At 72.2% G+C, this 13,148-nt stretch carries 11 protein-coding genes; 6 read left to right on the top strand and 5 right to left on the bottom strand.

Features of this window, described 5'->3' with window-relative positions; translation table 11 throughout:
• Positions 1 to 34: 34 nt before the first annotated feature.
• Entirely contained in the window at positions 35 to 1,570 is a 1,536-nt protein-coding gene (locus ABD705_RS06605; protein ID WP_344781788.1) for a hypothetical protein, read from the bottom strand.
• Positions 1,571 to 1,578: 8 nt separating this feature from the next.
• Positions 1,579 to 2,310 carry an ABC transporter ATP-binding protein gene (locus ABD705_RS06600; RefSeq protein ID WP_344781786.1) on the bottom strand — a complete coding sequence of 244 codons (732 nt, stop codon included), beginning with the start codon at positions 2,308 to 2,310 and terminating at the stop codon, positions 1,579 to 1,581.
• A 749-nt stretch (positions 2,311 to 3,059) separates the two neighbouring features.
• Here ABD705_RS06600 and ABD705_RS06595 point away from each other — a divergent pair.
• The 5 genes from ABD705_RS06595 (at position 3,060) to ABD705_RS06575 (ending at position 7,508) form a co-directional block, all read left to right on the top strand.
• Positions 3,060 to 3,752 carry a phosphocholine cytidylyltransferase family protein gene (locus ABD705_RS06595; RefSeq protein WP_344781784.1) on the top strand — a complete coding sequence of 231 codons (693 nt, stop codon included), beginning with the start codon at positions 3,060 to 3,062 and terminating at the stop codon, positions 3,750 to 3,752.
• A gap of 62 nt (positions 3,753 to 3,814) precedes the next feature.
• The gene (locus ABD705_RS06590) at positions 3,815 to 4,759 is read left to right on the top strand and encodes a hypothetical protein (RefSeq protein ID WP_344781782.1); all 945 of its coding nucleotides are present in this window, start codon (positions 3,815 to 3,817) and stop codon (positions 4,757 to 4,759) included.
• 80 nt (positions 4,760 to 4,839) lie between these two features.
• On the top strand, positions 4,840 to 5,076 hold the full coding sequence (locus tag ABD705_RS06585) for a hypothetical protein (RefSeq protein WP_344781780.1): 237 nt from the start codon (positions 4,840 to 4,842) through the stop codon (positions 5,074 to 5,076).
• Positions 5,077 to 5,209: 133 nt separating this feature from the next.
• Entirely contained in the window at positions 5,210 to 6,397 is a 1,188-nt protein-coding gene (locus tag ABD705_RS06580; protein WP_344781778.1) for a DUF4192 family protein, read from the top strand.
• Positions 6,398 to 6,473: 76 nt separating this feature from the next.
• On the top strand, positions 6,474 to 7,508 hold the full coding sequence (locus ABD705_RS06575) for a glycosyltransferase family 2 protein (protein WP_425562049.1): 1,035 nt from the start codon (positions 6,474 to 6,476) through the stop codon (positions 7,506 to 7,508).
• Positions 7,509 to 7,511: 3 nt separating this feature from the next.
• Here ABD705_RS06575 and ABD705_RS06570 read toward each other — a convergent pair whose 3' ends face one another.
• The 3 genes from ABD705_RS06570 to ABD705_RS06560 are packed head-to-tail and all read right to left on the bottom strand — an operon-like array spanning position 7,512 to position 11,843.
• Positions 7,512 to 8,966 (bottom strand): CDP-glycerol glycerophosphotransferase family protein, encoded by a 1,455-nt coding sequence (locus tag ABD705_RS06570; protein WP_344781774.1) that lies wholly within the window; start codon positions 8,964 to 8,966, stop codon positions 7,512 to 7,514.
• On the bottom strand, positions 8,963 to 10,240 hold the full coding sequence (locus ABD705_RS06565; protein WP_344781772.1) for a CDP-glycerol glycerophosphotransferase family protein: 1,278 nt from the start codon (positions 10,238 to 10,240) through the stop codon (positions 8,963 to 8,965). Before ABD705_RS06565 ends, ABD705_RS06570 begins: the two co-directional genes overlap by 4 nt.
• 40 nt (positions 10,241 to 10,280) lie before the next feature.
• Positions 10,281 to 11,843, bottom strand: a complete 1,563-nt coding sequence (locus ABD705_RS06560; RefSeq protein ID WP_344781770.1) for a S1C family serine protease — start codon at positions 11,841 to 11,843, stop codon at positions 10,281 to 10,283.
• A 99-nt stretch (positions 11,844 to 11,942) separates the two neighbouring features.
• Here ABD705_RS06560 and ABD705_RS06555 point away from each other — a divergent pair, with 99 nt between their 5' ends.
• Positions 11,943 to 13,142, top strand: coding sequence for an aminotransferase class I/II-fold pyridoxal phosphate-dependent enzyme (locus tag ABD705_RS06555; protein WP_344781768.1), 1,200 nt, complete (start codon positions 11,943 to 11,945; stop codon positions 13,140 to 13,142).
• Positions 13,143 to 13,148 lie beyond the last annotated feature (6 nt).

The following is a 13,148-nucleotide window of genomic DNA, read 5'->3' as shown; positions in this document are numbered from 1 at the left end:
ACCGGCGCCCGTCCGCCCCGGGACCGTACTGGGTTCAGGCGGCCTCGGCGAGCTCGAGCAGCACCGCGCCCCGGCGGTCGAAGACGGCGGCCCCCACCCCGGTGCCGATCAGCAGCACGGCCACGCCGACGCCCACCCCGCCCCAGAACGCGTAGTCGGCGTAGCCGATGTCGACGGTCAAGGCGAGCCATCCCCACCACAGCGCGGGTGCCGCCACGATCAGGGCGGCGAGCAGCACGAGCGCCTGGGCGACGACGCCGGATGCCTCGGACCGCTCCGGCTGCTGGAACGGGCTGTCCCCGGGCCGGGGCACCGGGTAGGGCGCGGCCACCGAGGCCACCGAGGACAGGCCCAGCCCGCCCAGGAACAGGCTCGCGCACACGCCGACCAGCACCGGCAGCATCGCCCACCGATCGTGCAGGGCGACCACGATCGGGATCGTGATCGCCAGCACCGGGATGCCGATCAGCAGGATCGGCACGAGCCGGCCGATCCGATCCGACACGCCGCGCACGCCGGCGGCGATGTGCATCCAGACCGCCGTCGAGTCGTAGGCAAGGTCGTTGTGCGGCAGCCAGCCCAGGAACAGCGCCATCATCGGCACGGGCACCAGGACGACGTAGGACAGCGGCACCCCGACGATCAGCAGCGGCACCATCGTCAGAAGCGCGGCGATCGGGATGATCAGGATGTTGACGAGGTAGCGGCGGTCGCGCAGCCAGTAGAGCACGCTGCGCGCGGCGATCGCGCCGGTGGGGGTGCCGGGGGCGACCGCGAACCAGCCGAGCCGGCCGCTGCCGCGCGCCAGGGACGGTCGCTCGGTGGTGTGCAGCGCCCGGTGCACCAGCGACCACCAGGCCAGCGCGAGCCCCACGAGGGTGGCGACCGCGATGGCCAGGCTGCTCCCGGCGACCGCGGCATCGGTCGCCCAGCGCGCCGGAACCGTCCAGGCGGCGCCCATCGGGGTGTCGCCGAGGATGTCGGCGACCGCGGCGAGCCGGCCGGGCACGCGTCCACCCCACTGCAGCGATGCCAGGAACACGCCCACCGGCACCACGACCACCAGCAGCGCGACGACGAACAGTCCGGTCAGTTCGCGGGAGCGCCGCTCGCGCAGGAACAGCGCGGCCAGCGCCATGCAGACCCGTGCGGCCAGCACGCAGGTGGCCGTGCCCAGCACCACCCCGACGATCGCCGCCGCCACCGGCACGCCGTGGGCGGCCCACAGCAGCACGAGGCACACCGACAGCGCGGCGATGGCGGCGATCGGCACGCTGATGAGGCCGGCCAGCGCCAGGATCGCCGCGAGCGGGCCGGCGGGCGCGTCGAACAGCCGGAACCGGCGCGGGTCGAGCGGGTCGACCGCCCCGACGATCAGCGGTGCCGCGGCGAAGCCGAGCGTGAGCGCGCTGCCCCCGAGCACACTGACCACCAGAGCGACCTCGGCCGAGGAATCGCGCAGCGACAGCAGACCCATGCAGCCCAGCACCGTGGCGGCGGCAAGGACTGCGAGCCCGAGCAACGTGCGCACCGCCGGGCGCACGCCGGCGCGCAGCGGGGCGACGAGCATCGCGAGCCTCAGTCGGAGAACGTGTGCAGCCATTCCAGGCCCTCCACGTCGCCGTGCGCACCGGTCAGCTCGACGAAGCGCTGCTCGAGCGTGAGTTCGCCGCGCACGTCGACGACGGTGCCTTCGGCCAGCACCTGTCCGGCCACCAGCACGGCGACCCGCGAGCAAACCCGTTCGATGACCTCGAGGCCGTGGCTGGAGAGGATGACGGTGCCGCCGTGGGCGACGTAGGTGCCGAGGATGTCGAGGATCACCGCCGATGAGACCGGATCGACGGCCTCGAACGGCTCGTCGAGCACGAGCAGGAGCGGTGAGTGGATCATGGCGCCCGCCAGCAGCACCTTCTTGGTCATGCCGGCGGAGTAGTCCGAGACGGGCCTGCCGAGCGCCTCGACGAGGTCGAACGCGCGGGCCAGGTCGGCGGTGCGACTGTTCACGACGGCGGCATCCAAGCCCCGCAGCACGCCGCAGTAGTACAGCAGCTGGCGACCGGTGAGCCGGTCGAAGGTGCGCAGCTTGTCGGGCAGCACGCCCATCAGCCGCTTCGCCTCGCGCGGGTGGCGGCGGGCATCGATGCCGGCCACCTCGATGGTGCCGCGATCGGGGCGCAGCAGTCCCGAGATCATCGACAGGGTCGTGGTCTTGCCGGCGCCGTTCGGGCCGACCAGTCCGTACATCGTGCCCGCCGGCACAGTCAGGTCGATGCCGCCGACGGCATCGACCTGGCCGAAGGACTTCACGATGCCGCGCAACCGCAGTGCGGGCTGCTCGGACGCCGCAGCCTGGGCCGGGCCGGGAGCGAGCGTGGCGATCGGATCGGCGAATTCAGGCTCGGGTTTCGGCTCGGACTCCGACTCCGGCTCAGGCTCCGGCTCAGGCTCCCGGGCAGGCTCTGGCTCCGGTACTGGTTCAGGCTCGACCTCGGGTTCCGCAATCGATTCCGGCTCGAGCTCCCTTGCGCGTTCCGGGGCCGGCTCGGACTCCGGAGTCGGTTCCGCTGCATGCGACGGCAGCGGCGGCTTGTCTGGGACGGTCCGGCGAGCCGGTGCCTGCGGTGACGCCGGCCGGCGCTTCTTCGACGGACGGTTCGACTTCGCTTTGGGCTTCGGCCTCTGCTTCGGGGCGCGCGCCGGCGTGACGACGGCGTCGGGCTCCGGCATCCGCAACCCGGCTGCCAGGGCTGCCGCCTGCGACGCCGACAGTGCCGGCTTGGGCGGAGCCGATGCCGGCCGCACGGGCGACGCCGGCGCGCGCTCATCGACTGCGCGAGGGTCGGGCGGCACCGGAAGGGAGGCTGTCACCGACCAAACGTATCAAGTGCACCTGGGCGGCCACCGGCTGAGAAAACGCCGTGTGCTTGATCACGGAAACACAACTTCATAGCAGATTCCATGGTGCGCGGCACTGCATCAGATACAATCGAAGCAAGCACGAAGGGGTGTCTGTCGACATGCGTCGGCATCCCAGACACATACCTCAGGAGCTGATCTTGACTCTTCAGACTGTAATCCTCGCAGCCGGTATGGGTTCGCGCCTTGGTCGCAGCCTGCCGAAGTCACTGACCCGGCTCAGCGATGGCCGCAGCATCATGGGCCAGCAGCACGACAACATCCGTGCCGCATTCGGCAAGGGCGCGCGCATCACGACCGTCGTCGGCTACCGCGCCGAGACCATCGTCGAGGCGTTTCCGCAGGCCGACTACGTCTACAACGACCGTTACGACCAGACCAACACCTCCAAGAGCCTGTTGCGCGCGCTGAGCGCCACCGGCAAGGGCGGTGTGCTCTGGATGAACGGCGACGTCGTCTTCGACCCGCGCATCCTCGGCCGCGCGATCGCACTGATCGAGCGCGACCAGTCGTTCGTGACGGTCAACACCGACAAGGTCAGCGACGAAGAGGTCAAGTACACCGTCTCGCAAGACGGCTTCGTCAAGGAGCTGTCCAAGACCGTGCGCGGCGGCATCGGCGAAGCCGTGGGCATCAACTACGTCTCCAGCGGCGACAAGCGCGCCCTCATCCGCCAGCTGCACCGCGTCGACGACCAGGACTACTTCGAGCGCGGCCTGGAACTGGCCATCGCCGAAGACGGGATGCGGCTGCTGCCGCTGGACATCTCGGACCTGTACGCCGTCGAGGTCGACTTCGCCGAAGACCTCGAGCGCGCGAACCTCTACGTCTGATCCGGTGCGCCCGCTCGCCGGTTGCGGGCAACGGTCAGACACGCCCGCATAGGATCGGCGTGATGGCACGCAGAATCCACCGCATCGACTCACTCCCGGACGACGCTCCGTGGGCAGGCGGGCTGCCGCCGGAAGGATCCGCCGAGCACCCCCGCATCATCCGTGCCCTCGACCGCGTGCTGGCGGTGCAGCGACCGGCGGTGATCGCGCATCTGCGCAGCATCCGGCTGCGCCATCCGGAGGCGACACCGGCGGCGCTGGTGCGCATCCTAGAGCGCCGATATCTGGCGGCCGTCGCCACCAGCGGTGCCGCCGTCGGTGCCACCGCCGTGGTGCCGGGCATCACCACGGGGGTGACGCTGGCCCTCAGCGGCGTGGAGACGATCGCCTTCGTCGAGGCGACCGCGCTGTTCGCCCAGTCGATGGCCGAGGTGCACGGCATCCGCGTGGACGACCCCGACCGGGCGCGCGCCCTGGTGCTCACCCTGATGCTGGGAAAAGAGGGCGTCGACCTGGTCGCGCAGCTGGCCCGGCAGGCGTCCGGCAAGGGGCCGGCGCGCGGCACGTACTGGGGCGAGCTGATCACCAGTTCGCTCCCCCGCGCCGCGATGGGGCCATTGGTGGATCGGCTCAAGAGCATGTTCCTGCACCGTTTCGCCACCGCCGGGGGCGCCTCTGTTCTCGGCAAGGCCCTGCCGTTCGGCGTCGGCGCCGCCGTAGGCGGGGTCGGCAACGGCATTCTCGGCCGGCGCGTCGTGATCGGCGCACGCCGCGGCTTCGGCGTGCCGCCGGAGACCATCGTTCCCGAGATCGAGCCGCGGCCGGGGGCGATGCGCGTCGAGCACGCGCTCGGCCACGGTCTGCGGCGGGCAGGCAGCGCCGCTGCAGGCGCCGGCAGCTTCGTCGGGGGCGCCGGTGCGACCGCCGCCGGCAAGCTCGGCGCCGCCGGTCGTGCCGCGGGCCGCGCGGTGACCCGCCGCCGCGACTCGTCCACCGATCCGCACTGAGCAGGCCCCCGTGCGCGCGGATCCGCGCCGTGCTGGGCCGCGATGCCCCACGAGCGCCCCGTCCGCGAGACAATGACGGTATGGGACTTTTCGCATCGCGCCCGCAGGAGCCGTTCGAGTGGGCGGGCATCCCCTCCGAACCGCTGCGCGACCGCACCGAGGCGGAGTATCTCGACGAGCCGCCGACCGACCCGTTCGCGATCACCACCAGTCCGGTCGGCAACTCGATCACGATCGAAGTGGTGCCGGTACCGCCGCAGGACAGCACGCCCGCTGCCGACGACGACGAGCCCGACGGAAGCGACCCTGCCGACTGAGTCGCTGCGTCGACTGAGTCGGCACCGGGCAACGCTTCCTCCCCAACCCGGCCGAATCCGGCGGTCACCGCCGGTTCTGCACAGATCGACTGCTCGCACCCTGCGGGCAGTGGGCGCGTGGCCACCATGGGGCATGACCGAGTCACCGACGATCCTGACCTCCGCCACCGGCGCCGACTTCTTGGCCGCATTGCCGACGCTGCTCGGGTGCACCGTGCGCGAGAGCGTCGTGGTGGTCCCCTTCCACGGCACGCGCACGATGGGCGCCATGCGCATGAATCTGCCGCCCGCCGCGGCCGATCCCCACGACGGTGATGCGCTGGGTGCGGTCGCGGTCGGCGCGATGAGCCGCGTCGACGACTGCGACGCGGTGCTGCTGGTCGTCTGCACCGACGAGACCTTCCCGGTCGCCTTCCCCCGGTGGCAGGGACTGATCCAGCGGCTCGACGACGCATTCGACGCGGCCGGCTTCCGGGTCAAGGATGCCCTCTGTGCGAGCGCGGACGGCTGGGCGAGCTGGCATGAGAAGGCTCCGCCGCTCGAGGGACATCCGCTGTCCGAGGTCGACGCCAGCCCGCTTGCGGCACAGGCGGAGCGGTTCCGCGGCGGCACCCCGCTGCCGGCGCACACGGATGCCGCCGCACTGCCGCCGCGCGAGCCCGAGCTCGCGACCGCACTGACTGCAGCGCTCGAGGATCTGCTGGTCGACGCCGCCGAACCAGACGCCTTCGGCCGGTACGAGCCGGTCGATCTGGACGACGCGGTCACGTTCGTCGAAGAGCTGCTCGAATTCGAGCCGGATGACGTACCGGTGCGAGCGCTGGCACGGCTTGCCGCCTTCAGCGTGCTGCGGGCGCGGCGCGACGAAATCGTGCTGCAGATGGCGTTCGGGCGCGCGATCGGGCAGCGCGCCCGGCGCGAGGCCGACGAGCTGCACGAGGCGCAGCGGGTGACCGGCCAGAGCATGGACGAGGTCGTCGCGGCCCGCTACGGCACCGGCAGGGGTGCCGCGGCCAGCGTATCCGGCGGGCTGTTCACGGGCACCAGTCGGCGCCGGCCCCATGTGGAACGGATGCGCCGGGCCCGCCGGGTGCTGGGACGGGTCATCGTGAACCTGCCGGAGCATCTGCAGCCCGACCTGCGGTGCATGCTGGCCTGGCTGGAGTGGGGGCTGGGATCGGGCACGGCCGCGGGAGCGCACGTCGACGCGGCGTTGCGCATCCGACCCGACCACTCGCTCGCCGGGCTGCTGCACACGCTGTTCTCCGGCGGCCGGCTGCCCGAATGGGTCTACGTGCACCGCGCGACGGACGTGGCATGATCGATTGGTGCAGGACGACACGCCAGGACACCGCGATGCCCCCGTACCGGCCGCCGGCACCGGGGTCTCGTTCGTCATGCCCGTCCTCAACGAGGCCGGCTACCTGCAGCGGGCGGTGCAGACCGTGCTCGCCCAGGAGCTGGACGGCCCCGCCGAGCTCGTCCTCGCGCTCGGCCCGTCCACGGACGGCACCACCGAACTCGCCCGCCGGCTGGCTGCCGGCGATGACCGCATCGTGCTGGTCGACAACCCCGGCGCCGACATCCCCAAGGGACTGAACCTCGCCATCCGCGCGAGCACCCACCCCACCCTCGTGCGCGTGGACGCGCATTCCGAGCTGCCCCCCGGCTACACGCGCGCCGCCCTGGCGATCCTTGCCGGAACCCGGGCCGCCAACGTCGGCGGCGTGATGCGTGCCGACGGCCGCACGCCGTTCCAGCGCGCTGTCGCACGGGCGTACAACTCGCCGATCGGACTCGGCGGCGGCGCCTACCACGGCAGCGCGAGCGCCGGCGAAGCGGAATCCGCATACCTGGGTGTCATGCGCCGCAGCGTGCTCGACGAGGTCGGCCTGTTCGACGAGACGATCCGCCGCGGCGAGGACTGGGAGCTGAATCTGCGCATCCGCCGCGGCGGCTACCGGGTCTGGTTCGACCCGGCTCTCTCAGTGACCTATTGGCCACGCGAGAGCTGGGTGCGCCTGGCCCGTCAGTTCCGTGCGACCGGCGCCTGGCGGGGCGAGCTGGTCCGCCGCTACGGCCGGCGCAATTCACTGCGCTACTTCGCGCCGCCGGCGCTGCTGGTCGTCATCGCGCTGGCCGTCGTGCTCGGCGTGCTGCAGCTGACCCGGGTGCTCACCGGCTGGCCATCGGCGGTCGCCTCGATCGTCTACCTGCCGCTGGTGGCCTATCTGCTGGTGATCGTGGGCGTCGCCCTCAGCGGCGCTGGCGGCACCGGCCGCGCCGGCTGGCGCGACACGCTGTGGACCATGATCGTCCTCCCCACCATGCACCTGTCGTGGGGCGTCGGGTTCCTCGGCGGCGCGTTCACCGGCGCGCGCGACACGATCGACACCTCGCGGCTCGGTTCGCGCAACACGCCGCTGCCCTAGCGTTCAGCGCGCGATCAGCCCCTGGTCGAGGATGCGCGCGAGCACCCGCTCGGCGGCGTGGCCGTCCTCGCGGGCGTTGAACCGGTCCCGCCACCGCGCATAGTCGGTCGCGAAGCGGGCCGGATCGTGATCGGCGATCGCGGCGACCAGCTGCTCCTGCGTCTGCACGAGCGGTCCGGGTGCGTGCGCGGCCAGATCGAAGTAGAACCCCCGCAGGTCGCCGCGGTAGTGGTCGATGTCGGGCACCAGGAAGAAGATCGGCTTGCCGGTGACCGAGAAGTCGAACATGACCGACGAGTAGTCGGTGATCAGGATGTCGGCGGCCAGCATCAGCTGCGCCGTGTCGCCGAACGCCGTGACGTCGATGACCCGCGCCCCCGCGGCATCCCGCCCCGGTGCCAGGGTGCGGGAGTGACCGCGCACGAGCACCACGGCCCCGGTCTGCCGCGCCAGGGCTTCCAGGTCGAGGAAGTCGACGATCTGCTCGCGATCGTCGCGCCAGGTGGGCGCGTACAGCAGCACCCGCTCGCCGGTGCCGATGCCCAGCCGCGCCCGGGCAGCGGCGCCGTCTCCGCCCACGAGCACGTCGTTGCGGGGGTAGCCCTCCACCCAGATCGGCCGGCGTCCGAACGCATAGGCGCGACTCAGGATGCCGGCGGCATACGGATTCTGTGCCAGCAGCACATCCCACCGCCGCGACTCGCGGACCACCGCGAACGCCCGCCGCAGGTCGAACCCGTGCCGGTGCAGCGCGAGGCGCTTCAGCGGCGTGCCGTGCCACGTCTGGATGACGTGCTGCCCGCGGCGCCGCTCATACCTGCGCCGCAGCCAGTCATTGACCACCAGCAGACGGGCAGCACCCCGCGCGCGCCACCACTGCGGGCTGCCTTCCACGATCGGCACGGCCCCGGGCGGCACCGGCACCGACAGGTCCACGACGCTCCAGTACCGCGTCACCTCCGGTGCCACGCGCGCCAGCTCGCGATCGATCGCCAGCGGGTTGTCACTGGCGTTGCGGCCGTAGAAGCTCTCGAAGAAGACGGCGTTCTCCAGCTGCGCCGAGGGCCTCGTCGCATATCGCCGCTCCAGCGCCGCCTGCGCCTCCCACGAGTCGTAGACGGGGTCCGTCGGCGGCCCGATCTGCACGCGGCCGTCGCCCAGGCTCGCCCGCAGGTCGCCGAGCACGGTCACCGGCAGCGCCGCGGTCAGCTCGACCGGGTCGCCTGCGGCGCCCGGCTCGATGTGCACGTCGTAGTCCCCGGTCGGCAGCGGCAGCAGCGGTCCGCCCCAGCGCGCGGCCCGCAGCGGCACCACGGCCCGCCAGGTCTTGCCGCGGCCGGTCAGCCTCGCAGTGACCACGGCCCGTGCACCGACCAGATCCACGCGCTGCGGGCGCGGCCCGGTGCCGGTCAGCACCAGTGCCGGCGCGGGATGGGTCTCGAACCGCGCGTCGGTCATCGTCGCCTCCGGTGTGCCGTCCCGGGCTCCAGCCGCGCGCGAATCGCGCGATAGACCCGGGTCGTGTTGCCGCCGTCGTCGAACGCGTGCATGCGCGCGCTCAGCGCCGCGGCCCGCGCCGTCCGCACGGCGCGTGCGGCGGCATCCGGGCCCCCCAGCAGCGCGTCCAGCTGCGCCACGACGCCGCCCCAGTCCGACTCCCAGTCCGTGCCCGCGACATCCTGATAACGGCCGTAGAGGCCGCGCCGCAGCGCATAGGCGTCGAGGTCCGGCGCGAGGTACACCACCGGCAGCGGCACCAGCGCCGAGTCGAACGCGAGCGATGAATAGTCGGTGATCAGCACCTGCACGCCGGGCAGCGCCGGCGTGATGTCGACGATCGTGTCGCTGCCGACCGATCGCACCCGATCGGTGGGCGCCGGAGGCAGGTACGCGCCGGCGCCCAGCGGGTGCGAGCGCACGAGCAGCACGGCATCGCGCCGGTCCAGCACCTCGATGATCTGCGCCCACTCGTCCGCCGACGGCACCGCGGGGTCGGCCGCGCCGTCGCGCCAGGTCGGGGCGTACAGGATCAGCGCTGCGCTCCCGGTGGGCCCGACCGCATCCGTCAGCAGCCGCCGTGCATGCGCGGCCCGAGTGTCGACGGTGCCCTGCGAGAGCACGTCCACGCGGGGCTCCCCGGTGACCGGGACGTGCGACTCGGGCAGTGAGAACGCCGACTCCAGTCGCCCCCGCACCAGGGGCGAGGCCGCCGGGATGAGGTCGATCCGGCGTGTCGTGGCGCGGTACAGCATCCCGATCATCCGGCGCACGAGCCCTGCCCCCGGCATCCGGCGCAGCCCGTCCGGCACGCGCACCGTCTCGGGCGAGTCGATGCCGATGCGCTTGAGCGGGATGCCGTGCCACAGCTGCGCGATGAACGCGCCGCCGGTGGCGTAGCGGTTCACGTCGCCGAAGCCGTGCGTGATCACGACGACGCGCGCGCGTGCGGTGCGCCAGAAGCCGCGCACGGAGTGCTTGGCGACGGTCGGGATGCCGCGGGCGGCGCAGTCGCTGAGCTCGCGCGGCGATCCGGCCAGCCACACCGTCTGATGGCCGTGCGCGGCGACCTCGTGCCACAGCGCGAGCGCGCCGTCGCCGACGCCGGCACCGCACCCGAACACCCACTCGTCGCGCGAGCGCGGGATCAGGATCGTGGCCAGGCGCCCGGCTGCGTACAGCGGGATCCGCAGCAGTTTGGCCGCGTTGCCCGCACCGAACGAGAAGGACGCCACCCCGCGAGCCTATCGTGGGGTGGCGTCCGTTCCCTGCGGGCTACTTCAGGCTGCCGAGGGTGGCCTGCACGGTCTGCGTCTGACCGTCGCGCACGAACGTCACGCTGGCGGTGCTGCCGGCCGCGGCCGCCCGCACCTGGGCGGTGAGGTCGACCGCACTGCCCACGGGAACCCCGTTGAACGACGTCACGACATCCCCCGCACGCAGGCCGGCCTTCGCCGCTCCCCCACCCGAGGTGACGCTGACGATGTCGGCGCCGGTCATGGTCGCGCTCGGCATGCTCGCTGCGTCGCGCACGGTCGCCCCCAGCAGGCCGTGCGTCGCGTGCCCGCCGTCCATCAGCTCCGCCGCCACGCGGTGCGCGATGTCGGAGGGGATGGAGAAGCCGACGCCGATCGACCCGGACTGACTGGACGAGGACGTGCTGCCGGTGGAGGCGATGGCCACGTTGATGCCGACCAGTTTGCCCGCGCTGTCGACCAGTGCACCCCCCGAGTTGCCGGGGTTGATCGGTGCGTCGGTCTGGATGACGGCGATCTTGATCGACTCGTTGGCCTGCTGTGTGGGCGGCTGCTGGCCGAAGTCGAAGTAGAACGGGCTGTTGCCATTGTCGCCGTTGCCGTTGCCGTTGCCGTTGCCGCCGTTGTCGGTGTTGTCGCCCTGGCGGGGCGCCGCCGACGACGCGATCTCGATCGATCGGTTCAGCGCGCTGACGATGCCGGTCGTGACGGTGTTGGCAAGGCCCAGCGGAGCGCCGATCGCGACGGTCTCATCGCCGACGTTCAGCTTGCTCGAGTCGCCCCAGGTGATCGGGGTCAGGTCGGTGGCGCCGCTGACCTTGATGACGGCCAGGTCGTAGATCGGGTCGGTGCCGACGACCTTCGCGGAGAAGATCCGGCCGTCCGAGGTGGTCACCGAGATGCTCGGCGACGCCGTCTGGCCGTCGATCGTGACCACGTGGGTGTTGGTGAGGATGTAGCCGTCCTTGCTCAGCACGACGCCCGAGCCGGTGCCTCCGTTCTGCCCGGACGAGACGCTGATGGTCACGACGCTGGGGAGCACCTTCGTGGCGATGGCCGTGGTCGCGTTCACGCTCTCCGTGTTGTTGACCGTGACCACCGACGGGCCGGCGGCCGGCGACGCGCCGACGGGGCCCCACAGGTTGGCTCCGGCCCAGGTGGCGCCCAGGCCTGCCGCGCCGCCGACCAGAGCCGCCGCCACGAGCAGTCCGACGACCTTGCCGGCACCGGAGTTCTTCTTCTCGGTGCGCGCGGGCGCACTCTCCGGTCCGACCGGCTGGGTCTGCGGGGCCGGGCCGACACCGAAGCCGGCGCCCGGGTACGGCTGGGTCGGATACTGCCCGGCCGGGGCGGCCTGCTGCCCGGTCGGATAGCCCTGGCTGGCGGGCGTCGTCGGTGCGGGCGGGTATGCCGGCGCCGGGTATCCGGCCGGTGCCGCCGGCTGTGCCGGCGTCGATGCGGCCGGCGCTGCCGGCGCGACGGCCGGAGTCTGCGGGGTCGTGGCGTCACCCGAAGCATCGGGTGTCTGCGGCGCGTCTGCCGCCGAACCGTCCTCGGGACGGATGTCCTGGTTATCGCTCATGGGGTGCTCCTTCTGGCTGACACCTGCCAGCATGCCGACCGATTCTGTGTTTTCCTTATGCCGACATTGGGATGTACCTATGCGGGTAGCGTGGTTATCGTGCGAGATATTCCAGGCGCCTGGCGCCGTGTGGCCCAAGGCGCCGGTCTGCTCGGCGCCGACGGTCAGACCGCTCCCACCATCTTCGCCGAAATGAGCGCTCTTGCCGAGCTCACCGGCGCGGTGAATCTGGGCCAGGGCTTCCCCGACGAGGACGGACCGGCCGAAGTGCTCGAGGTCGCCCGCCGGGCGATCGCCGACGGCGCCAACCAGTATCCGCCGGGGCGAGGCATCCTCGATCTGCGCACGGCCATCGCCGAGCACCAGCAGCGCTTCTATGGCCTGAACCTCGACCCGCACCGCGAGGTCGTGGTCACTGCCGGCGCCACCGAGGCGATCGCCGCGGCCCTGCTGGCGCTGGTGGACGGACCCGACGACGAAGTGGTCGTGTTCGAGCCCTATTACGACTCGTATGCGGCGTGCGTGGCGCTGGCCGGCGCGCGTCTGGTGCCGGTGCCGCTGCGCTGGCCCGACTTCCAGCCGGACGCGGACCTGCTGGAGGAGGCGGTGACCGATCGCACCCGCATCATCCTGGTCAACGATCCGCACAATCCGACCGGGACGGTGCTGGGCGCCGAGGTGCGCGAGCAGATCGTGCGTCTCGCGCAGCGGCACGACGCGCTGATCGTCACCGACGACGTCTACGAGCACCTGATCTTCGACGAGCCGCACGTGCCGATCGCGTCGCTGCCGGGCGCCGCAGAGCGCACCCTGACGATCTCCTCAGGCGGCAAGACGTTCTCCACGACCGGATGGAAGATCGGCTGGGCCGCCGGGCCCGCGCACCTGGTCGATGCCGTGCTGGCCGTCAAGCAGTTCCTCACCTACGTCAGCGGCGGCCCGTTCCAGCCGGCCATCGCGGCGGGCCTGCGCCTGCCGGAGTCGTTCTTCACCGGTGTCGCCGCGGCGCTGCGCGCCAAGCGCGATCTGCTCGGGGCGGGGCTGCGCGAGGCCGGCTTCGACGTATCGCGGCCGGCGGGCTCGTACTTCACGGTCGCCGACGCCGCACCCGTGGGGGCCACCGACGCTGCCGCGTTCTGCCGCGACCTGCCCGACCGGGTCGGGGTCGTGGCGATCCCGATCACGGCCTTCGTCAGCGCCGCCCATCGCGACCGGTTCGCGACCCTGGTGCGCTTCGCGGCGTGCAAGCGGGTCGAGGTCATCCGCGAGGCCGCGGCGCGCCTGCAGCGCCTGGCCTGACCGGGA

Origin of the sequence: Microbacterium kribbense (assembly GCF_039537285.1) — a bacterium.
Lineage (GTDB): Bacteria > Actinomycetota > Actinomycetes > Actinomycetales > Microbacteriaceae > Microbacterium > Microbacterium kribbense.
The sequence above is the reverse complement of the archived record's forward strand: the minus strand, read 5'-3'. Positions and strand labels throughout refer to the sequence as shown.

Coding starts and splice junctions, on each gene's coding strand:
- ABD705_RS06605 (WP_344781788.1), bottom strand. CDS start 1,570: ATGCTCGTCGCCCCGCTGCGCGCCGGCGTGCGCCCGGCGGTGCGCACG.
- ABD705_RS06590 (WP_344781782.1), top strand. CDS start 3,815: ATGGCACGCAGAATCCACCGCATCGACTCACTCCCGGACGACGCTCCG.
- ABD705_RS06585 (WP_344781780.1), top strand. CDS start 4,840: ATGGGACTTTTCGCATCGCGCCCGCAGGAGCCGTTCGAGTGGGCGGGC.
- ABD705_RS06580 (WP_344781778.1), top strand. CDS start 5,210: ATGACCGAGTCACCGACGATCCTGACCTCCGCCACCGGCGCCGACTTC.
- ABD705_RS06575 (WP_425562049.1), top strand. CDS start 6,474: ATGCCCGTCCTCAACGAGGCCGGCTACCTGCAGCGGGCGGTGCAGACC.
- ABD705_RS06570 (WP_344781774.1), bottom strand. CDS start 8,966: ATGACCGACGCGCGGTTCGAGACCCATCCCGCGCCGGCACTGGTGCTG.
- ABD705_RS06560 (WP_344781770.1), bottom strand. CDS start 11,843: ATGAGCGATAACCAGGACATCCGTCCCGAGGACGGTTCGGCGGCAGAC.